The organism is Ramlibacter sp., from assembly GCF_035548915.1.
Taxonomy (GTDB): Bacteria; Pseudomonadota; Gammaproteobacteria; order Burkholderiales; family Burkholderiaceae_C; genus Ramlibacter.
Genome location: NZ_DASZSE010000018.1, coordinates 201,023 through 224,532 on the forward strand (window position 1 = coordinate 201,023; position 23,510 = coordinate 224,532).

Here is a 23,510-nt window from a genome sequence, read left to right on the forward strand (position 1 = left end):
GACAATCGCGGACATGGAACCTGTGGTCGCGAAACATTCGCTCAGGGACCCGTCGCAGGCGCAGAAGAATCTGGCCTACTGGCTGGCCCAGCCGATCGAAGCCCGTATCGCGGCCGTCGAGGCCCTGAGGCTGCAGCGACATCCGGAACTGTCCGATGCTGACCAAGGACTTCAAAGAGTTTGCCGCATCACTCGCCGCCAACGGGGCTGAGTACCTGATCGTGGGGGGCTATGCATCTCGAGGATCTTGGCGGGCCGCCATCGGATCCGCAGCCGAGGAGGTAGGTCGTCGCTCCTGCTACAATCGTCGGCTCAACACCCAGGCGCGTAGCTCAGCTGGTTAGAGCACCACCTTGACATGGTGGGGGTCGTTGGTTCGAGTCCAATCGCGCCTACCATTCCTCTTTCGACGGCACGCACCCCTTCAGGGTAAACCTTGGCATGCGCCAAGGTCTCGCTCCCTAGAATCTGCTGCAATGCACTAGAAGCGCGAGCCGCGGGAAGGCGGCACAGGAGAATCGCCTCGTGACTGCCAAGAAGACGAGCGGCGCGCCCCGACCGGCGCAACGCGTGATCAAGAAGTACCCGAACCGCCGCCTCTACGACACCGACACCTCCACGTACATCACGCTCGCCGACGTGAAGCAGCTCGTGATGGAGGGCGAATCCTTCGTCGTGCGCGACGCGAAGACGAACGACGACCTCACGCGCGCCATCCTGCTGCAGATCATCCTCGAAGAAGAAGCGGGCGGCGCGCCGATGTTCAGCGAAGCGGCGCTCGCCAACATCATCCGCTTCTACGGCCACGCCATGCAGGGCTTCATGGGCAGCTACCTCGAAAAGAACGTGCAGGCCTTCACCGACTTGCAAAAGCAGCTCGCCGAACAGTCGAAGAACATCGCGCCCGAGGTGTGGGCGCAGTTCATGAACGCGCAGAACCCGCTCATGCAGGGCTTCATGGGCAGCTACGCCGAGCAGTCGAAGCAGATGCTCGAAAAGATGCAGGAGCAGGTGCAAAAGCAGACGGAGCAGATGCTCGGGGCTTTCGGCATCAAGCGCTGAGGGTATCCGGCTCGTCCTCGGCCGGCATCGGCAGCTCCAGCACGAAAAGCGCCCCGCGGCCCGGGCCGTCGCTTTGCGCCGCGAGCCGCCCGCCCATTTCCATGGCCGCGAGGGCACTGCTGTGCAGGCCGAAGCCGTGGCCGTCCCTGCGCGTCGTGAATCCGTGCGCGAAGAGACGCTTCAGGTTGTCCTGCGTGATGCCTTCGCCCGTATCCCGCACCGCGATGCGCAGGCGCTCGCCCGCGTCGTCCCGTGCGACGACTTCGCTGTCCAGCGTGATCCGTCGCATGTCCTCGGGAATGCCTTCCATGGCCTGAGCGGCATTCGAGATGAGATTCACGAGGATCTGCAGCAGGCGCGGCCGGTCGAGCGGCACGGGGGGCACGTCCCGGTAGCGCCGCTCGATCGCGATCGAGCGCTGCGCGATCGCGCCGGCGCTCATGCGCAGCGCCTCTTCCACGAGTTCGTGCGGGCGCACCCTCTCCACCACGCTGGAAGGGCCGGCATGCGACTGCTGCCGCGCCACGACGTGGCTCACGTGGTCCACGCTGCTCGCGAGGCGATCGAGGTCGGCAAGCGTCGTCAGCTGCTCCGCGCGAAGCGTCCGCGCAAGCTCCTCCAGATAGACGAGCAGGGCCTTCCCACGCCTGTCGTTCTGCACGAAATCCTGCAGGTCGTGCTCATGCTCTCTCATCAGCGCCACGGCGCGCGCGAGGCCGTCGACGCGCGAGTTGTCGATCGTGCGGCGCATCACGCCCGCGGAGACGTTGATGCTGTTGAGCACATTGCCGATGTTGTGCAGAACGTTGTTGGCGATTTCGGCCATGCCCGCGCGCCGCGCGGTGGACACGAGCTTCGCCTGCATCTGCTGCAGCTGCCGCGTGCGTTCGTGCACGCGCTGCTCCAGGCTTTCGTAGAGCTGGGCATTCACCAGCGAGACGGCGAGCTGTCCGGCGATGAGCATCACCGCATCGAGCCGCTCCCCATTGAATGCGCCGCGTCCCTGGCGGCTTTCCAGCAGCACCATGGCACGCACGCCGCCCTGGTTGGCGATGGGCACGAGCAAGAGCGAGCACACGGCAACGCCGGCGAAGTACGGATCGAGCGCGAAGCGGCCGTCGCGCGGCGCGTCGTCCACGAGCAGCGGCTCGTGCGTGCGCTCCGCATAGCGCAGGGCCGACAAGGGCAGCAGGCCTTTTTGGGCCGCTTCGGTGGCGCTCAGCACCGCGCCCGAGGGCGTCGTCGGCAGCAGCCACCACTGCTCGTCGCTCCAGGAGAGCACCAGCACCTTCGTCGCGCCGCTCAGGGTGGCGAGGACGTCGGTCACCCGCGCGGCGAGACGCTCGCGGCTCGTCTCCGAGCTCAGGGCCTGCGAGGCGCGCAGCACGCCCATCAGGTCCAGCGCGTCGGAGGAAACGCTCAAGGTGTTGGTGCTGCGCACGGAAATGCGCGGCCCGGCGCCTTGCCCCGCCGCCCCGGCGACCGGCGAGCCGCGCTGGAGGAAGGGATGATCCTGCTCCATGCGAGCCACCTTGCCCGACGCGCCCCAGCTTTCGTAGTGGTCCCGCGCTTCGGCCAGAAGCTTGCGGCCCGTGTGCGAGAGGCCATGCGTCGACTGGAAGAGACCCGCCCGTTCGGTGACGAGGGCGCTGTGCCAGGGGCGATGGCGGCTCTGCACTTCGGTGAGGGCGGCATCGAACGCGGTGGCCGCCTTCAGCGTCTCGCCCCGCGCCCACGCCGCCTCGGCCTGCACGAGCCGCGCGAGATGGCCGAAGTTGTGCGGCTGATCCGCGGCCCGGCCTTCCAGCCAGCGCGAGCAGGTCTCGAGCCGAGCGAGCAGCGCGGCACGGTCGAGCCCGGGATCGTCGCGCGCCTGCTGCAGCCGCCACGCGCACCCGAGCGCCGTGCACAGATTGGCGTGCACCGAGATGTAGTAGCCCGGAACAACCGACATGACGGCCATCACGTAGCCCGAATGCCGCTGCAGCGTCGCCGTGTCGCCGAAGAGGAGCGCACCCAGCATGCGGCGGGAGAGATAGGCGTTCTTGACGAAGGGGATGGCCTCGATGCGGGCGAGATAGGCCTCTTCGTCGAACCGGTCGTCGCTGAACGAGCCGGGGGCGCGGGTCTGGCCCCGCAATGCGCGAATCAACTGCCGCTCGCCGGTGTTCAACGCCTCCAGGCTCGTGTTGCCCGCGCGTTGCGCGAGGACCATGGCGGTGCCCATCGCGGCGTCGGCGGCGTCGAGCGTCGGCGCGATCTCGAGCGTGGTCGTGATGACGGTGCGGTGAACGTACCCGGCATAGGCGAGGTCGCCTTCCGTCTGCATGCCCTCGTAGGCGCGCCGCGCGTGGTGATAGGCGTTTTCGAGCGGCTCGAACCAGTGGCACGACGTGCTCGCGAACATGTTGCGAGCTTCGGAGGCGTGCGGCTCCCAGCCGAGCGTTTCGCCCACCGTGAGGACGTGCCGCGCGATCTCGTAGCCGCAGGCGAAATCCTGGCGGACGCTCAGCAGCATCGTGCTCATCCGGCCGAGGCATGCGATCAGTTCCGGACTCGGACCGTGTTCGGCCCAGAGGCGCTGGCCTTCCAGCAGCACCCATACCAGCGGCCGCTTGTCCGGGAAGGCATGCGCCGGGCGCGCGGTGCGGCTCAGGAGCTTGGCGATGGCGAGGAGCCGCGGCTGCGCGATCCGGGGCCGCGTCGCGTGATCGACGCGTGCGTCCTGCCGGATCCAGTCGAGGAGCGCGTCGAGCCGCCGGTCGGCATCGGCCGCGCCGTAGTCGGGCGGCGCTTCCAGGCCGAGGCGTGCGAGCAGCCGCAGCCCCAGATGCAGCGCATCGCCCATGAGCTCGCGCTGGAACACGCTGCGAATCTGCAGGCACGCGGGCTCGAGGAGGTCCAGCGGGTCCACCGTGCGCGCTTCGATCGCGGCGTACAGCGCGTCCGACTCCTCCAGCCGCCCCAGGCAATAGAGCGCGGCATGCCGGCCCATGTCGATCGCATCGCGCAGCGCCGCATCGGCCGGATCGTTGACGGCGGCGAGGAGCGAAGCGGCGGCGGCGAGGTAGCGTTCGGCAAGCGGATAGCTCGCGCCGTTGACGAGCTTGCGCGCGAGCTGGTGGAAGAGATGCGCGGCGCGGCGCCGTTCCTCGTGCGCATCCAGCAGCTCGAAGCAGGCGAGGTACTGCTGCGCGGCCTCGGCTTCGTAGCGGGCTTCGCGGGCCAGCCGCCTCGCCATGGCGAGCTGCAGCGCGGACCGGGCGGCGGCGTCCATCGCGTCCAGCACGGCCTGCTGCACGCGGTCATGCCGGAAGTGCACGGTGTCCGCCGGAGCGAGGGAATCCGCGAGCAGCAAGCCGTCGTCCAGCGCGGCACGCAGCAGATCGCGCAGGCCCGCGGCGTCGATGCCCGCGGACGCGGCGAGCAGTTCGCACTCCACCGTGCTGCCGAGGCAGCTCATGGCCTGCAGCACGGCGCGGGTAGCCGGCGGCAGCCGCGCGATGCGCGCGGCCAGCAGATCCACGACGTTGCCTCGGTCGACAAACCGGCGGATCGCCCCATCGTCCCATTCCCAGCCGTGCTCGGCGAGCCGGAGCACGCTTTCGCGGCGTAAGGCGTTGACCATCTCCACCGTGTCGAACGGATTGCCGTGCGTGAGGGCGCCCAGCGCGCGTCCGAGCCGTCGCGCAGCGCCGCCTTCGAGGCGCAGCATCCGTCCGGCGAGTTCGGCCATGCCTTCTTCGTCGAGGCCTTCGAGCGCGATGGACACGGGGGGATCGGGCTGTTCGCGCCACTGCGCGAGCAGCGGCACGAGAGCATGGCCGGCATCCAGTTCGTCCCCCCGATACGCGCCGACCAGCAGGAGCCCGGAAAGCCCCGGCTCGCGCATGAGACGCCCGAATGCGCGCAGCGACAGCGCACCCGCCCACTGCAGGTCGTCCAGCACGAGCACGAGCGGGCGCTCGGGTGAGGCGACCGCCGCGAGCAGGTCCACCGTGGCTTGCTGCACGAGCAGTTCCGCCTCGGGCGGGTCGACCTCGGTTGCGCGGGGCTGTTCCCCGAGCAGAAGCGCAAGCTCCGGCAGCGTCCGCGTCATCACGCCCGCGCCCCGGCCGAGCCGCTTCAGGATGCGCTCGCGCTGCGCCGCCAGGTCATCGCGCGGCAGCGCGAGCAGCAGTCTGCCGAGCGCCCGCCCCGCCTGCGTGAGCCCACCGGCCGTGGCCCCTTCCTTCTGGAACTGGTCGAACTTGCCCTGCACGAACCAGCCGCCCGCGGCCGCCGCGATGGGCCTCAATTCGTCGATGAGGGCGCTCTTGCCCACGCCGGCCGCCCCCGCGACCAGCACCGTGCGGGGCGAACGCCCGAGATCGTCGAAGGCGCTTCGCAGCAGCGCGCGCTGCTCGTCGCGTCCGATCAGCTCGCGCGGCGGCGCGATCCGGGCGGGGAAGTCCCGCTCGCCCAACACGAAGAGCGTGTCGCGGCCCGACAGGACGTCCGACCGGACCCGCAGCAGATCGTGCAGCAGCCCCTCCGCGCTCTGGTAGCGCTGCTCCGGGGCCTTGGCCAGCAGGCGCATGATGACCGCGGAGAGCGCGAGCGGCAGGCTCGCGCCGGACCCCGACGGCGCCACCGGTTCGCGCACCAGGTGATCGTGGATGAGCTGCAGGGCGTCCGTCGCCTCGAACGGCGGCTTGCCGCAGGTGAACTCGTAGAGCGTCACGCCGAGTGCATAGAGATCGGAGCGCTGGTCCACGGCGTGGCCGGTGCGGCCGGTCTGCTCGGGTGCGAGATAGGCCAGGGTGCCCGCGATGCGCGCGTTCTGCGCGAGAGACCACTGCGACTCCGCCAGGACGGCGATGTCGAAGTCGATCAGCACCGGCCGTCCCTCGGGCGACAGCAGGATGTTCGCCGGGTTGATGTCCCGATGGATGACGCCGGCGCGATGGACTTCGGCCAGGATGCGCGCAAGCTGAATGGCCAGCGAGAGCACCGTGGCGGGATCGAACGCGCCAGCGGACATCGCCTGGGCCAGACTCGTGCCGCCGATATCCTGCAGCGCGAGCACGCCGGGCGGGCCCCTGCCCTGGGCGAGCTGGACGACGCCTTCGATGCCGCCCATCCGCGCGAGCATGCCCGCTTCGTTGTGCAGCCGCCGCTCCGCGTTGGAGCCGAGGTATTCCTTGCAGATCAGCCGGTTCGCGGCCGAGGCATCGCCCAGGCGAAAGACTCTTGTCGTTTCGCTCGCGTACAGCGCATCGCTCATGTCGATGCCGCCGGGACCGGTCATTGCCGTGGCCTGGGTCGAGGGGAGCATCTGGTGGAATGCATGAAACCGGATGTATCGTCGAGCAGCGTACAAGCGCCGCGCGAACACTGCAATCCCCCCGGTGCGCACCGGCGTGTCCTGCCGTCACCCGCCCGCGCCGGACTCCCGAAGGGCGAACGCCGTCGCGCGGTACTTCCGCTCCAGCCGCCGCCCGAGCATCGTGAGCGGATAGCACAGCAGGAAGTAGGCGAGCCCGAGCAGAGCGAAGAGGTCCGCGGAATGATCGCGCACGTTCTCGTTCAGGCGCTGGAACTCCATCGACAGTTCGTGCATGCCGATCACCGAGGCGAGCGCCGTTTCCTTGATGAGGAGCACGAGCTGGTTCACGATGCTCGGAAGCACGTTGCGCAGCGCCTGCGGCAGGACCACCGCGCGCAAGGCGGCGAAACGCGTGAAGCCGAGCGCTCGCGCGGCATCGTATTGGCCCGCTCCGACCGCTTCGATGCCCGCCAGCATCGCCTGCGAGAGATAGGCGCCGTTGAAGACGACGAGCACGACCATCAGCACGACCCACAGCGGCGTCGCCATCCCGAATGCCATCGGGATCAGGAGATAGGCCCACAGCAGATGGACCACCAGCGGAACGCCGCGAACGTAGAACACGAACAGCTCGAACGCGCCGCGCAGCCATTTCCACGGACTCGCGAGGCCGCAGAGCATGGCCAGGGCCGCCGGCACGGTGAGCAGCAGCCCGCCCACCGCCAGCAAGAGGGTGAGAGCGAGCCCGCCGAGCGGGCCTTCGGGGTAGTAGCCGAGCAGCAGCTGCAGCCAGTAGGTCCGGACGATTTCAATCATCGCGGTCCGCGATCCGAAGGCGCGGCACGCGCGCGGCGTAGAAGCGGGCGAGGCCGGTCCACATCAGCGCCATGAGCAGGAAGAAGAGCGTCGTGAACACGTAGACGCTCACCGACTGGAACGAGGCGCTTTGCACGGTGCGCGTCACGTGCGCGAGCTCGGGCACGCCGATCACGAGCGAGATGGTGGTGTTCTTGGTGAGCGTCATCGCCTGGCCGAGGAGCGGCGGCACCGTGGCGCGCAGTGCCTGCGGCAGAATCACGAACCTGAAGGCTTGCAGCCGGGCAAATCCGAGCGACCGCGCGGCGTCGAGCTGCCCGGCCGGAATGCCGCGGATGCCGCTTCGCAGGTCTTCGGAGACGAACGCGGACGCGTACAGAACGAGCGCAACGAGCGCCGACCAGAACCCGACATCTCGCGCGTAGAGCCAGGTGCGGATGCCTTCGGGCAGCAGCTCGGGCGCGCCGTAGTACCAGAACATCAGGTGCACGAGCAGCGGAACGGTGCGCGTGCCTTCGACGAAGGCCGTTGCGGCGGCCGCGATCGCGCGAACGCCCGAGGACCGCAGGAGCGCGATCGCGATGCCGCCGGCGAGCGCGCCGGCCGACGCATAGGCGGTGAGCTGCAGAGTGGTCCAGAGTCCCTTCCACAGCATGGCCCGGAATTCGGGCCGAAAGAGCACGCCCCAGTCGAGACCGTCCATCGCCCCCACGGCCTGGCGCGACGCAGTCAGCTGCCCTGATACGGGGCGAACCTGAAGGACCGTTTCATCCTGAGCTGGGAGTTCGCACCGAACCAGCGATCGAAGATTTCAGCCGCTTCTCCGGACTGCTCCAGTTGCGCGAGAGCCCTGTTCACTTCGGCGAGCAGCCGCGGCTCGCCCTTGCGCACGGCCAAGCCGATCTGCTGGTTGTCGACGGCCTGATCGAGGATCTGGAACTTGTCCGTCTTCGTGCCGATCACGCCGCGCAGCGTGGTCTCGTCGCCGCCCATGGCATCCACCTTGCCTTGCTCCAGCGCGAGGAACGCGTTGGCCGGACTCGGAAAGCCGATCACCTGCGGGTTGTCGATCACCTTGGGCAGCTTGATTTCGAGATTGGCGCCCTCGGTGGCGGAAAACCGCTTGCCCGCGAGGTCGGCGAACGTCTTGTAGCCCCTGTCCGCCGGCACGGCGACCTTGGCGCTCGTCACGAGGTAGTTGTAGCTGAAGTCCACCTGCTTCGCGCGCTCGGGCGTGTTGGTGATCGCGGCGAGGCCGAGGTCGGTGCGGCCCTGCTGGACGTCGGTGACCCGCGTGACGAGCGTGATGAACACGAGCTCCGGCTTCACGCCAAGCGACTTCGCCACGGCCTCGCAAATGTCGATGTCGTAGCCCACCAGCTTGCGGGTGTTCGGGTCCGCGACGAAGGAGTAGGGTTTCGCGCCCGGCCCGATGCCGCATTTGAGCACCCCGGCGGACTTGATGGCGTCCAGCTGGTCGGCCCGCGCCGCGGTGTGCAGCGCGCAGGCCGCGAAGACGGATACGAGTGCAAGGCACCGGAAGAATCCCGGCGCGCGCGCCGAATGGTCGCTCATGTGTGCTCCTCCTGAATCGAACGTCCGAAGTTGCAGCATGAGTGCGCCGCGAAGACGTTGTCATCGATAAAAACCCGATGCGCTCGGCGAGCCGGCCGCGTCGCGGCCGCGCATCCGGATCACGCGCCGCCGAGCGGCACTTCGAGCGTGAAGGTGGCGCCTCGCGCGGGCCCTTCGCTCGACGCCGTGAGCGCGCCTCCCATTTCCCGCGCCGCGAGCGCGCTGCTGTGCAATCCGAAGCCATGCCCCGTCACGCGGGTCGTGAAGCCATGCGAGAAGATGCGCGTGAGGTTCTCGGGCGCGATGCCTTCTCCCGTGTCGCTCACGGTCATGCGAAGACGCGCGCCACCGGCCGCGCCGTCGCGCACGAGGCCGGTCGTGAGCACGAGTTCGCGTTCGCGCCCGCTCACGCCGGACATGGCCTGTGCCGCGTTGCGGATCAGGTTCACGAGAATCTGCAGCACCCGCTGCCGGTCCAGCGCGGCGACCGGCACGTGCTCGAACCGCCGCACGACGGCGAGGCCGCAAGTCGCGATCTCCTCTTCGCACAGGTGCAGGGCCTGCTCCAGCAGTTCCTCCGCCCGCGCGGCCTCCACCACGCTCGACGGGCCGGCATGCGACTGCTGCGTGGCGACGACGTGCTTGATGTGGTCGATGCTGCTCGTGAGCCGGTCGAGGTCCGCGAGCGCGTTGTTGCGCTCGAGCCGCAGCGCCGTGTCGAGTTCGGCCAGATAGGAGCGCAGGGCCTTGCCCTGCGTGCCGCTTTCCACGAAGCGCCCGAGGTCGCTCGCCGGATCGTGCATCAGCTTCACGGCGCGCGACAGGCCCTCGGCCTTCGACGCATTGATCGCGCGGCGCACAACGCCCGCCGAGATGTTGACGCTGTTCAGGACATTGCCGACGTTGTGCAGCACGTTGTTCGCGATCTCGGCCATGCCCGCGCGGCGCGCGGTGCTCACGAGCCGGGCTTGCGTCTGCTCCAGTTCGTGCGTGCGCGACAACACGCGCTGCTCGAGGCTTTCGTAGAGCTGCGCGTTGGCGAGCGACACGGCGAGCTGCCCCGCGATCAGCATCACCGCGTCGAGCCGCTCGGCGTTGAAGGCCGAGCGGACCTGGCGATTCTCGAGCAGGAGCATGGCACGTGCGGCGCCCTGCGCCGAAATCGGCGCGGCCAGCAGCGAGCAAAGCGCAACGCCTTCGAAGTACGGATCGCGCGCGAAGCGGTCGTCCGAAAGCGCGTCTTCCACCACCAGGGCCTCGCCGGTGCGTTCCGCATAGGCGAACACCGAAAGCGGCAGGCGGCCGCCTCGGGCGGCTTCCACGACCGTCATCGACGCCGCTCCAGCGCCGGGCGCGAGCAGCCACCACTGATCCTCGATGCACGACAGCACCGCGATGCGGGTCGCGCCCGTGAGCGCGGCCAGCACTTCGGTCACGCGGGCGGCCAGGCTGTCGAGGCTCGTTTCCGAACTGAGCGCCTGCGAGGCGCGCAGCACGCCCATCAGGTCCAGCACGTGCGTGTTCACGGGCGAGCTGTGCTGGCTCGCCCGGCGCGAGGAGATTCGCTCCGCCGTCCGCAGCCAGGGGTGCTCCACCTCCAGCAGCGCCGATTTCGCGGACGCGCCCCAGGCCCGGAACTGGTCGCGCGCCTGGGCGAGCAAGGCGCGGCCGCTGCGTTCGAGCCCCTGCGCGAGATGAAAGCGCGCCGCGCGCTCGGCGATCAGCGCGCCGTGCCACGGGCGCCTTCGATGCTGCGCCTGTCCCATCGCATCTTCGAAGAGCGTCGCCGCCTGCCAGAACTCCCGGCGGGCCCACGCCTGTTCGGCTTCGACGAAACGCACGAGATGGCCGAAGTTCGTGGCCTGGTCGGCCGCGCGTCTTGCAAGCCACGCTCGGCAGGCTTCGAGTTCGTCGTGCAGCGTCTGCGCCCCGATCACGTCCGCGTCGTCCCGCTGCAGCCGCCACGCGAGCGCGAGCGCCCGAAAAAGCCGCACGTGCGCGAGCGAGTAGTAGCCCGGGATGGCGGCGACGAGCGCGGCCGCCGCGCTGGAATGCTTTTCGAGCGCGTCCGCGTCGCCGCGCAGCGCGAAGGCGAGGCACTTGCGCAGGTGATGGTTGAACATCGCCATCGGCAGCCGGCGGGCCCGGGCGAGCCAGGCTTCTTCCGCCGCGTCGGTGTCGCCCAGGCGGCCGAGCGCCTGCGGGTCGCCCCGCAGCGATGCGACGAGCGCCTTTTCGGTGAGATTGACGATGACCGCGTGGTGATTGGCCGTGCGCTCGGCAAGCGCCTGGCTTGCCTCCAGCTCCGCATCCAGGTGCTCGAGCGTGGGTGCGCAATCGAGGAGGGCGGGGATCGTCGCCCGATAGCTGTAGCAGACGTAGAGGGCGTCGGCCCCCTGCAGTCCGTCGCGCGCGCGCATCACATGGTCGATCGCGTGCTCGAGCGGCTCGAACCAGTGGCAGGAGCCGATCGCGAAGACGATGCGGGCCTCGAAGATGTCGGGCTCGAAAGCGCGCGCCTCGCCGACGGCGAGCACGTGCCGCGCGGCGAGGTAGCCCGCGCGGAACTCCTCGCGTGCTTCCACGAGGAGGGCGCTCATGCGCGCGAGGCTCAGCACGAGCGCGCCGCAGGGGCCGTGCTCGTCCCACAGCCGCGCGCTTTCGCGCATCAGCCAGGTGGCAACGTGCTTGTTCACGACGAAGGCCGAGCGTTGCAGCCGCGCATGCACGCGCGACGCGGCGAGCGCGCGCGGATCCGACAGATTTTCGCGCGCACCCAGGTCGAGCGAGTGGTCCTCGTCGATCCATTGCCGCAGCGCGTCGAGCCGGGCGGCCGTATCGGCGGGCGTATGGGCGGCGGGCACCGCGAAGCCGAGCCGCGCGAGCAGCTTCAGCCCCAGCTCGACGCCTTCGGCCGAGCGCGCTCGCCATTCGAAGCTGCGAATCTGCAGGCACACCGATTCCGAAAGCGCGAGCGGATCGGTGAGCCTTTCCTGCACGATCGCGAACACGGCGTCGGCCTCGTCGAGCCGTCCGAGGCTGTAGAGCGCGGCGTGGCGGGCCGCCTCCACCGAGTCGCGCAGGGCCTCGTCGGCCGGGTCGGCGAGGCTCGCGAGCAGCGTGCTCGCCGCGGCGAGATACGTTTCGGCGAGCGTGAAGTTCGCGACGTCCGCGAGTCTTGCCGCGAGGCTGTGGAACAGCCGCGCGGCGGTGCGGCGTTCGGCCGGGTCGGTGAGCAGGTGGGCGCAGCCGAGGTACTGCTGCGTCATGTGCTGGCGAAACGAGGACTGCTGCGCGAGACGGCGCGCCATGGCGAGCTGCAGCCGGTCACGCGCCGGCGCGTCCATGCGTGCGAGCACGGCCTGCTGCACGCGGTCGTGACGGAAGCGAAGCACGTCGCGCGTGTCGCCCTCGGCCACGAGGAGTCCGTCTTCGAGCGGCGCGCGCAGCGCTTCGTCGAGCGCGCCTTCCTCCAGATGAGCGGCCACCTGCGCGAGCTCGCGCGGCACCGAGCCGCCGATGCAGCTCATGCACGCGAGGACCGACTGGGACGCGAGCGGCAGCCGCTCGATGCGCGCGGCGAGCAAGTCCCCCACCGTGCCACGGCCCACGAAGCGATGAATTTCGGCGGTGTCCCACGTCCAGCCATGCAGGACCGGCCGGCCCTGCGGGTCCTGCCGATCCTGGAAGGCCGACTCGGCGAGGCGCAGCAGGCCGTCCGCGCGCAGCGCATTGAGCATCTCCACGGTTTCGAACGGATTGCCCGCGCTGAGCGTCCCCACGGCCCGCGCGAGCTCCCCGGCGGGCGCGGCGGGCAGGCGCAGCATCTGCGCGACGAGCTCACCGAGCGCATCCGGCGCGAGGTTGCCGACCGCGATCTCCATCGGCGCCGCCTCGCGAGCGCGCCAGCGCTTCAGCGCCTCGGCGAGCGGATGCGCGGCGCCGGCTTCGTTGCCGCCGGAGCCCGCGCCGCGAGCGGGCGGCAGATCGCGATAGGCGCCCACGATCAGCACGCCGCGCAGCGCGGATTCGTCCATCACGTCTTCGAACGCTCGCAGCGATCGCGCGCTCGCCCAGTGCAGGTCGTCCAGCACGATCACGAGCGGGCGTTCGGGCGAGGCGACAGTCTCCAGCAGGTCCAGCGTGGCGCGTCGCAGGCGTTCTTCGGCCTGCGCCGGGTCCACCGCCGGCAGCGCCGGATGCGCACCGAGCAGCACTCCGAATTCGGGCAGCTGGGCGATGAGTCCCGCGCTGCGTCCGAGCTTGTCGAGGATCGCCTGCCTGAGCGCGGCGAGCGCGTCCCGGTGCTCCGCGAGCAAGAGCCGCCCCAGCGCGCGCAACGCCTGGATCACCGCGCTGCCCGTCGCGGAATCGCGCTGGTACTGGTCGAACTTGCCGTAGATGAAGCGGCCCGATGCGGCCGCCGCCATGGGCTTGAGTTCCTGGATGAGCGTGCTCTTGCCGGCGCCGGCCGCGCCTTCGACGAGCAGGCCGCGAAGCTTCCCCTGGCGGGCCGACTCGAAGGCCGCGCGCAGCAGCCCGAGCTCGGCGTCGCGTCCGACAAGGCGCAGGGGAGGCGGCAGCCGCGCTGCGAAGTCGCGCCGGCCGAGCTCGAAGAGGCCATCGCGCCCCGCCTCGATTTCGCTTCGCAGGCGCAGCAGGTCGTGCAGCAGGCCTTCGGCGCTCTGGTAGCGCTCCTCGGGCGCCTTGGCAAGCAGCCGCAGCACGATGTTCGACAGGCCGGCCGGCACGCGCGCATCGAGCCGGGCGGGGGGCACCGGCTCGCGCACGAGATGCTCGTGCATCAGCTGCAGCGGGTCTTCCGCTTCGAAGGGCAGGCGGCCCGTGGCCATCTCGTACAGCGTCACGCCCAGGCCGTAGAGGTCCGCGCGGTGGTCGACCGCGCGGCCGGTGCGGCCGGTCTGCTCGGGCGCGAGGTAGGCAGGCGTGCCGAGGATGCGGCCGTCGTGCGTGTTCGCGGCCTGCTGTTCGGCGGCCACCGCCAGATCGAAATCGATCAGCACCGCCCGATCGTCCTTCGTGACGACGATGTTGGCCGGGTTGATGTCGCAGTGGATCACGCCCGCGCGATGCACCGCGGCCAGGATGCGCGCGAGCTGCGGCGCGAGCGCGAGCACCTGCCCGGGGGGAAGGGGGCCCTCGCGCAGCGCCTGCGCGAGGCTCGTTCCGCCGCAGTCCCGCAGGGCCAGCACGTCCGTGCCCTGCGGTTCGCCCATCGTCTGGGTCACGCCCTCGATGCCGCCGAGCCGCGCGAGCATCGCGCTTTCGTTGCGCCGCCGCCGCTCGGCGTGCGGGCCGAGATACTCCTTGCGGATGTGCGCCTGCGAGGCCGCGGCCGGCTCCACCCGGTCCACGCGCGTGGTTTCGCTCGAATAGAGCGTGGCGGCCGATGGAGCGCCGTCACTGCATGGATCAGCGATGGCAGCGGGCTCGGATGCGGTGGACATCTCGTTCGGCGGTTCGCGTAACTGGTATGTACCAGTTTCCGGCCTGCCGTTCCAGCCTTTGGGTGCCGCTGGTCGTTGTGACTCAATGCCGATCGATAGACGCGGGCCCCGCGCCCGATGCGGGCGTCTTCGCCGAAAGCGCGAGCTTGCGCCGCAGCCGATCGACCTGCTCCGGCTCGACGGGCGACGCCCGGTTGCCCCAGCTGTTTCGCACGTACGTGGCGACGGCCGCCACCTGCCGGTCGTCGAGCTTCCAGTGGAACGCGGGCATCGCGAGCGGCGTCGGCGCGCGGTCGGTCGGCTCCCGGCGGGCGCCGCCGAGCACGTAGTGCAGCGGCGTCGTCGGGTCGCGCTGCTGCACGTTGGCGTCGTGCACGAGCGGCGGAAAGTAGCCGGGAACGCCGCTGCCGTCCATGCGGTGGCAGGCCGCGCAGGCGTCCTGCCAGATCGCTTCGCCCTGCTTCATCACCGCGGGGTCGGGCGCCGCGACTTCATCGTCGGAAGAGGCACGGATGCTGCGCAGATACGCGACGGCCGCATCCACGTCGGCATCGGTCCACTGCGAAGTGGAAAACGCAACGACCTCGCCCATCTCGGCCGCAGCCGCGCTGTGCGCGTTCAGGCCCCGGCGCAGGAAGCCGCGCAGGTCGTCGTCGTTCCACGAGCCGATGCCCCGGCGGCGATTGGGGGTGAGGTCGGGCGCGAACCACTCGGCGAACTTCCCGCCTTCGAATGCCTGCCCGTCCTTGGGCGCGCCGAGGAAATTCTTGGGCGTGTGGCAAGCCTGGCAATGACCGAGCCCCTCCACCAGGTAGGCGCCGCGATTCCAGTTGGCGGGCCTCGACGCGTCTTCGCGATACGGCCCCTTATCCAGGAACATGAGGTTCCACACCGCCATCAGCGCGCGGATGTTGAACGGAAAAGGCAGGCGGTTGCGCTCGAGCTCGTGGCGCACCGGCGCCAGGGTGCGCAAGTAAGCGAAGATGGCATCGCTGTCCGCGCGGCTCACGCGCGTGTAGTAGTTGTAGGGAAAGGCGGGGTAGAGGTGCCGGCCTTGGCGATCGATGCCCTCGTGCAAGGCGCGGTAGAACGTGTCGGGCGTGTAGCGGCCGATGCCGGTGTCGGCATCGGGGGTGAGATTGGCCGACAGCACGACGCCGAATGGCGTCTCGAGCGGGCGGCCGCCGCTGAAGCGGGCACCGCCCTTGGGGGTGTGGCATGCGATGCAGTCGCCCACCGCGACGAGATAGCGGCCGAGCGAGATCTGGGCTTCGGCGCCTGCCGCGGCAGCCTGCGCGGGCGGGGGCGGGGGCGCGGCAGGCGAACTCTTGGGCTGGCCGAGCACGTAGCCCGCCCAGCCCACGGCGGCGGCCATTCCCACTGCGATGAAGAGCAGTCGCATGCGAGGCTTTCTGCTCACGCGAGCGGCCCGGGCGCCTTCAGGTAGCGTGCGCGGATCGCATCCGCCGCCCAGTAGGCGAGGGCGGCGACGGTACCGGTGGGGTTGTATCCGGGGTTCTGCGGGAAGGCGCTCGCGCCGATCACGAAGAGGTTGGGGACGTCCCAGCTCTGAAGGTATCGGTTCACGGCGCTCGTGGCGGGGTCCGTGCCCATGATCGCGCCGCCCGTGTTGTGCGTCGTCTGGTAGGGCACCACGTCCCAGCTGCCCTTGCGCGCGTTCACCTTGATCGATGCGGGCTTCATCGCCTGCGCGATCTCCGCCGCGCGCTGCGTGAGGTAGTCCGACATGCGGTGTTCGTTGTCCGTGAAGTCGAAAGTCATGCGCATGAGCGGGCGGCCGTACACGTCGCGATAGGTGGGGTCGAGGTCCAGATAGTTGCCGCGATGGCTCATCACCGCGCCGTGCGTGCTGACGGTCATCGAACGCAGGTAGCTTCGAGCCACGGCGCGCTTCCACTCGCCGCCCCATTTCGGCGTGCCCGCCGGCACGGGATGCGTCTCGATCGGGCGCGCGCCGGTCTGCACCGTGCCGATGAAGCCGCCGCCGATGAAGCCGAGGCCGGAATGATCGAAGTTGTCGCCGTTGAACTCGTCGATGAGCATGCCGTGCGCGCCGGCGCCGATGAAGGGGTTGAGCAGCTTGTCGTCGAAGAACGCATTGACGGACGAGGTGATCTGGTAGGCGTAGTTGCGGCCGACGACGCCTTCGCCCGTGGCCGGGTCGTACGGCTTGCCGATGCGCGACAGCAGCAGCAGGCGCACGTTGTGCAGGATGTAGGCCGTGAGCAGGATGAGCTCGGCCGGCTGCTCGTATTCGCGACCCGCGGCGTCGACGTAGGTGACGCTCACCGCGCGCTGGCCGCTCGCGTCGAGATTGATCCGCGTGACTTCCGATTGCGTGCGCAGCGTGAAGTTGGGCTTGCGCATCAGCACCGGCAGGATGGTCGTCTGCGCGCTCGCCTTCGCGTAGTTGCCGCAGCCGAACTTCTCGCAGAAGCCGCAATAGGTGCAAGGGCCCAGCTGCACGCCCAGCGGATTGGTGTAGGGCCGCGACATGTTGGCCGAAGGCTGCGGGAAGGGCTTGTGGCCGAGCGACGCCGCCGCCTGCGCGAACAGCGTCGGCGGCAGCGTCATCGCCATGGGCGGATTGGGATACTCGCGCTGCCTCGGCCCTTCGAAGGGATTGCCCCCCGCCTGGATGGTGCCGCGCAGATTGCCCGCCCGGCCCGAGATGCCGCAGAGGTACTCGAACCGGTCGTAATGCGGCTCCAGCTCGTCGTAGGTGACGCCCCAGTCCTGGATCGTCATGTCCGCCGGGACCGCGCTCTTGCCGTAGCGCTGCAGATTGTGGCTGCGCGCGACGAAGTCCGTGGGAAGGAAGCGCCAGGTCTGCCCGTTCCAGTGCACGCCGGCGCCGCCCACGTTGATGCCCGGCAGGAACGAGCCGAGCCTGCGCATCGGCAGCGCGGTCTGGCTCACGTTGTTTCGCACGGTGAGCGTTTCGTGTGCCGGCGGCTGGAAAAGTTCGTGGCGCCAGTAGTAGCGCAATTCGTCCTGCGCGAAGGTCGGCGCGAAATCCGTGGGCGTGTCCCGCCAGGTCCCACGCTCGAGCGCGAGGACGTTCAGGCCCGCGTCGGTGAGTTCCTGGCCGAGGATCGCGCCCGTCCACCCGAAGCCCACGAGCACCGCGTCCACCGGGGGAAGGCGCTCAGCCATGCCCATCGCTCCGGGACCATTCCGGCCGGCCCATGATGCCCACCGGCGGCAGTGGATAGCTTTCGCCGTGACGCGCGACGAAAGGCGTGTGGTCGTAGCGCGCGCCCGGAAATCCGATCATCTTCCAGCCCGCCATGTCGCGGTTGCCGCCGTAGAGCGGATCGCTGAAGAAGCCTTCGATCGTGTTTTGCAGCAAGAGCTCGAAGAAGGTCTTGGCATCGGCCGTGGGAAGCGTGACCTTGCCGTCTTCGAGAAGATGCAGCCACCGGTCCTGCTCGGGCAGCGCGAGCTTCGCGAATGTCGCGGCGCGCGCTTCTCGCGCGACGGCCTCGTCGATGTCCTTCGCCGCCGCGCGATAGAGCTGCGCGGGCGCAAGGCGCGTCTGCCAGCCTTGCGTCTTCTCGCCTTGCGCCCACGGACCTTGCATGTACCACTTCGCTGCGCGCCCGTATTCGCCCGCGAGCTGCCGGTCGATGAAGACCGGCACGCCGGCTTCGATCGCGCCCGCGCCAAGATCGTCGGCGGGAATGAGCCGCGCGACGGCGGCTTCGACGAAGGCCGATTCGGCGGGAGAGAAGAACGTGTAGCCGCCCGACTGAGCAGGGAGCGCGAGCGCCGCATCCGGCGCGTCGGCGGCGCCCTCGCGCCACGGCATTTCACGCTGGATCGTGGTGGTGGATGCGGCCGCGGCCGCGGCGATCGGGATCACGGCGCCCGCCGCGAGCAACCGGCGGCGGCTCAGGCGCGGCGCTTCGGTGCCGCTCGATTCGGGAACGCAAAGCTGCTTCATCGTTCGGTCATCGTAGACCCGGCCATGCGGCTCGTGGCCTCGGTCTGGACGAAAGAACAGCTGTCAGCGCGCGTTCAGCAAATGCATTCGAGCAAATGCAGTTGGTCCGGCGCGTCGCGGGCCGGACGGCGGCAGGCGATCAGCCGCCGCGGCGCATCATGTCGAAGAATTCCACGTTGCTCTTCGTCGCCTTCATGGACTTCAGCACCATCTCCATCGCCTCGATCTCGTCCATGTTGTACATGAACTGGCGCAGGATGCGCGTCTTCTGAAGGATCTCGGGGGCGAGCAGCAGTTCTTCGCGGCGCGTGCCGGAGCGATTGAGCTGGATCGAGGGGAACACGCGCTTTTCGTACAGGCGCCGGTCCAGGTGCAGTTCGCAGTTGCCCGTGCCCTTGAACTCCTCGAAGATCACTTCGTCCATCCGCGAGCCGGTGTCGATGAGCGCGGTGGCGATGATCGTGAGCGAGCCGCCTTCCTCGACGTTGCGCGCGGCGCCGAGGAAGCGCTTCGGGCGCTGCAGCGCGTTCGCATCGACGCCGCCCGTGAGCACCTTGCCGGAGGAGGGCACGACGTTGTTGTAGGCGCGCGCGAGCCGCGTGATGGAGTCGAGCAGGATCACGACGTCCTTCTTCAGCTCCACCAGGCGCTTGGCGCGTTCGATCACCATTTCGGCCACGTGCACGTGGCGCGCGGCGGGCTCGTCGAAGGTGGAGGCGATCACCTCGGCCTTCACGGAACGCTGCATGTCCGTCACTTCCTCGGGACGCTCGTCCACGAGAAGGACCATCATGTAGCTGTCGGGGTAGTTGGCCGCGATGGCGTGCGCCATGTGCTGCATCATCACCGTCTTGCCGCTCTTCGGAGGCGCCACGATCAGCGCGCGCTGGCCTTTGCCGATGGGCGCGATGATGTCGATGATGCGGCCGGTGATGTTCTCTTCGCTCTTCAGGCCGTCGCGTTCGAGACGCATCTGTTCCCGGGGGAACAGCGGCGTGAGGTTCTCGAACATGATCTTGTGCTTGTTGTCCTCCGGCACGCCCCCGTTCACCTTGTCGAGCTTGGTGAGCGCGAAGTAGCGTTCGCCGTCCTTGGGCGTGCGCACTTCGCCTTCGATCATGTCGCCCGTGTGCAGGTTGAAGCGGCGCACCTGCGAAGGCGAGATGTAGATGTCGTCGGTGCTCGCGGTGTAGCTCGTGTCGGGGCTGCGCAGGAACCCGAAGCCGTCGGGCAGGATCTCGAGCACGCCGTCGGCGAAGACCTGTTCGCCCGTGCGCGCGCGCTTCTTGATGATGGCGAACATCAGCTCCTGCTTGCGCATGCGGCCGGTGTTCTCGATCTCGAGCTCTTCGGCTTGCTTGAGGACTTCGGAGACGTGCAGCGCCTTGAGTTCGTTCAGGTGCATGGAGTTACCCCTTGGCGGAGTTCTGGATTTTTCTGGGGGAGGAAAATGGATGCGGGATGCGGGACCCGCTGCCGGAACTCGACCCGGTTCGCACGTGGCGCGCCGGCGGTCTGGCTGAAGTATAGAGGAGAAATCCGCGAAAGCGGGGCCGAAGGGCCCCGCGACTTTATTTTTTGGGTGGAATCGCCTTCAGGCGAGCTGCCGATCGAGGAACTGCACGAGCTGCGCCTTCGAGAGCGCGCCGACCTGCGTTGCGGCGACCTGGCCGTCCTTGAACAGCATGAGCGTGGGGATGCCGCGGATGCCGAACTTCGCGGGGATGTCGCGGTTCTCGTCGACGTTCAGCTTGGCAACCTGCAGCCGGTCCTTGTAGGTCTCGGAGAGTTCGTCGAGGATCGGCGCGATCATCTTGCACGGGCCGCACCATTCGGCCCAGTAGTCCACGAGCACCGGCTTGCCCGATTGCAGGACGTCGGCTTCGAACGTGTCGTCGGAGATGTGCTTGATGAGGTCGCTGGCCATGAGGTTTTCTTCCTTCGAAGGGGCGTAACGGCACGTGCCGGGTTCCGCGATGCGGCTATTTGAAGGGCATTGTGACAGACTTCAAGTCCCGCCGTCGCGTGTGGGCGCGCTTGCATTCGCTATCGATGCGATAGCGCAAGGCCATGCGTGGGTGGCGCGGCGGACGCGGGCGCGATGCCCTTTCCCGCGCGTCGCGGCGGCAGGGCTTGGCGGCGGCTCGCGCCTCAGGCCTCAGAACTGCTTGCGGTAGTACACCATCGGGTGGCCGTCCTTGCGGCGCACGCCGATGCGGCCTCCGTTATCGAGCTGGAAGCCGACGAAGCCCTTGTGGTCCGCGACGAACCCCGAATGGTCGTGCGAGCCGAGCGCGACTTCGACACGCGCGCCGAAGGTTGGCGCCTGGTTCAACTGCACCAGGGTGTAGGCGTCCGGCTGCTGCGGTGTCACGCGGTGCCATGCGGTCACGTCGATGCGCATGCTGCTGTCGAGTGGCTGCCGCCAGTGCAGGCCGACGTCGACCGCCGGCTGCGCCGTGGGCGCGAGCCCCGCGCCCACGGGCTGCGCAGGCTGCGTGAAGCCGCTCATGCCGATCGCGAGGCCCATGCCCGCACTGGACGGCGGCGGCAGGAGCGTCATGTCGATGCGGCGCGACGCCGCGGCCGCTTCGAGCGGATCGAAGCGCGGCAGGGTGGAGGCGGTCACCTCCATCCGTGGCACGGCCGCGTCCTGCATGGCGTCGAGCGACTGGGCCCAGCTGCCATGCCAACCGATCGCGCCCGCGACGGCGCACGCGGCCGCCATGGCGAAGCGCGGCGCGCGTCTGCCGACTTTCCTGTCGACATGGCCGCCGACCTTCTCGCCGACTTTCTCGCCGACCTCTTCGCCAGTTCTCCCGGTCTTGCCCGATGCACCGCCACCCATGGCACACCTCCCGTGTTGCGTGATCTGCAACGTACGGATCAGTCTAGGCGGCGGTTCGCGGCTGCGCTGTGGGAGATTGCGCAAGGTTACTGTCAGCCGCCGGACGGATGCGGATGGGGCGCGAACGGCAGCGCCTGTCGGACAGGTCGGCGCGCGGCAGGCAGCCGCCTGCCACTGGTCGCGGCGGAGGAGTCCGTGGCGCGTGCGCGAGATGGACGGTTACAGTCTGCGTCCCGCCATGGAAAGACACCCGAATGCCGCCTGTCGAGACTGCCCTTGCAGCCGCCTTTGTGCCTCACCCACCCACGGAAGGCGTCGTTGCCGCGACTGCGGTCGCGCAGCACCCCCCACGCGTGGTCAGCCCCGAGACCCCGCGCGTTCAGCAGGCCATCGATGATGCAGGCGCACGCGAGTTCCCGGCGCCGGCGCGCCTCGCGGGCAGGGCCAGCCTGGCCGGATTGACGGCCGATGCCATCTCTTGCGTCACGAGATTCCTGTGGGGCCACGAGCTTCTGGTCTTTGCAACGGTTTCGCATGCCGTGAGACGGACCATTGCGGCTCATGAACCGAATGGAGAAGTGCTCCGGGCGTCAGCCGCCTGGGCGAACGCGGGCGAGGGCGCGGAAGACGACGCTCTCGAGCAGATGGTGCGCGCCGATGCTGCAAGGTTCGGGCGCACTGCCGTCGACAAGCCGAGTCGTGACCGCGCCGAAACGGATGGCCACGAAGTATTTGGCGAGCTGCTCGAAGCGTTGGCCGCGGAAGGCGACAGTGACACCGGTTTCTGGGAAGACGAGGGTGACGAGGGTGACGAGGAGGGCGAGGAGGGCGAGGAGGGCGACGCCTGCTGCAACTACGACGGCGCCAACGAAGCCAACAACGACGGCAACAACGACGTCAACGACAACGACAACGACAACGACGAGGTCAACGACGGCGTCACCGATGACGAAGGCCACCGCGCCGACGACGCGCTGCTGCGGCGGGTGTGCGGCATTGCCGCGCGCGTCCAGGCCATCGAGGCTGCAATGGTGTCACGCGTCGAGGATGCGGATGCCTTCCTCGCTTCGTGCCTGCACGAAGCAGTCGCGTCACGATCCCGCGGCCAGCTCGCTCAGGATCGGGCCAACCTTGCCCGACTCCGGCAGGACGAATTGCCTGAATGGATCGTGCCGGTCCTGGACCGCCTCGAGGCGGGACTCAGCCTGCGCAGCACGATGATCGAGCTGCTGCGTGCACTGGCCGGCAGCGAAGACGAGGCTGGAAGCGATGACGGCGATGCCGATGCCAGGGCCGCGGCCGCATTCGAAATCCTCACGAGGGCCGGCGCGATTTTCCGTGTCCTTTCAGCGTCGCGTCCGGATGCTGCCGCGGTCCCCGTCGCCATTGAGCTGAAGGATATGACCTCCATGGAATGCGCGAAAGTTCGCTCGGCGCTCGATGCGATCAGGCGGCGCGGCGGCGCCGAACCGCCCGGATCGAAAGCGCTCGCGCAGATCGAGAGCGAGCTCGCGCGCATCGACCCGAGGACCCCGGCGGAGTTCGCACCTCTCCTCGACGGCCTGCTCGACGCTGTCGAGCAAAGGGACATGGACACTCTCAGCGACATCATTCATTCGCTGCGTCTTCTTCGCCCGTTGGTCGATCAGCTCAAATGGAAGTTGAGCGGGAAATCGCCGCAGGAACGCGCGCAGTTGCGGGATGCGATCGAAGAAATGAAACGCGGCCCGTGGGGGCCCGACAGGCGATTCGTCCTGGGTCTGATGGTCGGCGTTGTCGATGGCGGGCCGCTCGTGAACGATCAGCATCATCTGGTGCTGGCATGTTCGGACCTTGTCGGGCAATTGCTGCGCACGTGGCTCGAGGGCAGGCCGATCGCGTGGGAGAGCTCGGGCCCGCTCATGCGGAACCTGGAAGGGATATTCGATGGCATGGCGCTCGCGAACATGGATCCGCAGCGCGAACTGGCGCTCGAGGTCACGGGACAAATGGCCGAGATGCGCGATTCGGAACGCGAAGCCCTGCGGCAGGCACTCCACCAATCCGGCCAACGCTACGAGCCGCAAGTGCTTCGGCCGTGTCTGGATCGGATCAGGAATACGTTTCGAACGGAATCGTGGACGGTACCGCCGCTCAGAGGCCCCTTGGATCGATCGGATTCGGCAAGTTCGGCCGAGAGGCTGCTTCGCGTGCTGGCCGCGAGAGGAACGCCGCTGCGCAAGAAGATGGGCGACGCCTGCGCAATCATCGGGGCCGCGGATGAGCGCTTCGATCCTTCGCACGTCGAGCCGCCGATTGCGCGAATGAGTGCGCGTGAACGCGGCGAACTCCTGGAGGCGGTGGAAGAAATCAGAGGCGACGAGCCACCCGAACTGCTCCAGGGCTGGCTCGATCGGATCAGGCAATCGACGAGCTCCGCCGCCGTCGCCGGCTCGGCGGTGGGACCCTCATGATGGAGTACCTTGC

14 protein-coding genes and 1 tRNA gene are annotated in these 23,510 nt (G+C 68.8%); 4 read left to right on the top strand and 11 right to left on the bottom strand.

What is annotated here, in order from left to right:
* Nucleotides 1-13 precede the first annotated feature (13 nt).
* The 3 genes from VHA82_RS05060 (at nucleotide 14) to phaR (ending at nucleotide 1,062) form a co-directional block, all read left to right on the top strand.
* Entirely contained in the window at nucleotides 14-211 is a 198-nt protein-coding gene (locus VHA82_RS05060; RefSeq protein WP_325540878.1) for a hypothetical protein, read from the top strand.
* Between the two features lie 110 nt (nucleotides 212-321).
* A tRNA-Val gene (locus VHA82_RS05065) sits at nucleotides 322-398 on the top strand.
* A 127-nt stretch (nucleotides 399-525) separates the two neighbouring features.
* The gene (gene phaR, locus VHA82_RS05070; RefSeq protein ID WP_325540880.1) at nucleotides 526-1,062 is read left to right on the top strand and encodes a polyhydroxyalkanoate synthesis repressor PhaR; all 537 of its coding nucleotides are present in this window, start codon (nucleotides 526-528) and stop codon (nucleotides 1,060-1,062) included.
* Here phaR and VHA82_RS05075 read toward each other — a convergent pair.
* From VHA82_RS05075 to VHA82_RS05125, 11 genes are all read right to left on the bottom strand, one after another.
* Complete coding sequence (locus VHA82_RS05075; RefSeq protein ID WP_325540881.1) at nucleotides 1,052-6,352, bottom strand: trifunctional serine/threonine-protein kinase/ATP-binding protein/sensor histidine kinase; 5,301 nt, start codon at nucleotides 6,350-6,352, stop codon at nucleotides 1,052-1,054. The two genes, phaR and VHA82_RS05075, sit on opposite strands and share 11 nt — an antisense overlap.
* A gap of 123 nt (nucleotides 6,353-6,475) precedes the next feature.
* The gene (locus VHA82_RS05080; RefSeq protein ID WP_325540883.1) at nucleotides 6,476-7,186 is read right to left on the bottom strand and encodes an amino acid ABC transporter permease; all 711 of its coding nucleotides are present in this window, start codon (nucleotides 7,184-7,186) and stop codon (nucleotides 6,476-6,478) included.
* Nucleotides 7,179-7,889, bottom strand: coding sequence for an amino acid ABC transporter permease (locus VHA82_RS05085; protein ID WP_325540885.1), 711 nt, complete (start codon nucleotides 7,887-7,889; stop codon nucleotides 7,179-7,181). The genes VHA82_RS05080 and VHA82_RS05085 overlap by 8 nt, the downstream gene beginning before the upstream one ends.
* Before the next feature lie 26 nt (nucleotides 7,890-7,915).
* Nucleotides 7,916-8,761: a transporter substrate-binding domain-containing protein gene (locus VHA82_RS05090; protein ID WP_325540886.1), complete on the bottom strand. Its 846-nt coding sequence runs from the start codon at nucleotides 8,759-8,761 to the stop codon at nucleotides 7,916-7,918.
* A 119-nt stretch (nucleotides 8,762-8,880) separates the two neighbouring features.
* Nucleotides 8,881-14,229, bottom strand: coding sequence for an AAA family ATPase (locus tag VHA82_RS05095; RefSeq protein WP_325540888.1), 5,349 nt, complete (start codon nucleotides 14,227-14,229; stop codon nucleotides 8,881-8,883).
* Nucleotides 14,230-14,311: 82 nt separating this feature from the next.
* Nucleotides 14,312-15,631, bottom strand: coding sequence for a cytochrome c (locus VHA82_RS05100; protein ID WP_325540890.1), 1,320 nt, complete (start codon nucleotides 15,629-15,631; stop codon nucleotides 14,312-14,314).
* A gap of 14 nt (nucleotides 15,632-15,645) precedes the next feature.
* Nucleotides 15,646-17,406, bottom strand: coding sequence for a GMC family oxidoreductase (locus tag VHA82_RS05105; protein WP_325540892.1), 1,761 nt, complete (start codon nucleotides 17,404-17,406; stop codon nucleotides 15,646-15,648).
* Complete coding sequence (locus VHA82_RS05110; protein ID WP_325540894.1) at nucleotides 17,399-18,196, bottom strand: gluconate 2-dehydrogenase subunit 3 family protein; 798 nt, start codon at nucleotides 18,194-18,196, stop codon at nucleotides 17,399-17,401. Before VHA82_RS05110 ends, VHA82_RS05105 begins: the two co-directional genes overlap by 8 nt.
* 139 nt (nucleotides 18,197-18,335) lie before the next feature.
* Nucleotides 18,336-19,601, bottom strand: a complete 1,266-nt coding sequence (rho, locus tag VHA82_RS05115) for a transcription termination factor Rho (protein ID WP_325540895.1) — start codon at nucleotides 19,599-19,601, stop codon at nucleotides 18,336-18,338.
* A gap of 189 nt (nucleotides 19,602-19,790) precedes the next feature.
* A complete protein-coding gene (gene trxA, locus VHA82_RS05120; RefSeq protein ID WP_325540897.1) occupies nucleotides 19,791-20,123 on the bottom strand; it encodes a thioredoxin TrxA in 333 nt (110 codons plus the stop codon).
* A gap of 231 nt (nucleotides 20,124-20,354) precedes the next feature.
* Nucleotides 20,355-21,044: a hypothetical protein gene (locus VHA82_RS05125; protein ID WP_325540898.1), complete on the bottom strand. Its 690-nt coding sequence runs from the start codon at nucleotides 21,042-21,044 to the stop codon at nucleotides 20,355-20,357.
* 254 nt (nucleotides 21,045-21,298) lie between these two features.
* Between VHA82_RS05125 and VHA82_RS05130 the strand changes: the two genes are divergently transcribed.
* A complete protein-coding gene (locus tag VHA82_RS05130; RefSeq protein WP_325540899.1) occupies nucleotides 21,299-23,497 on the top strand; it encodes a hypothetical protein in 2,199 nt (732 codons plus the stop codon).
* The last annotated feature ends 13 nt before the right edge of the window (nucleotides 23,498-23,510 follow it).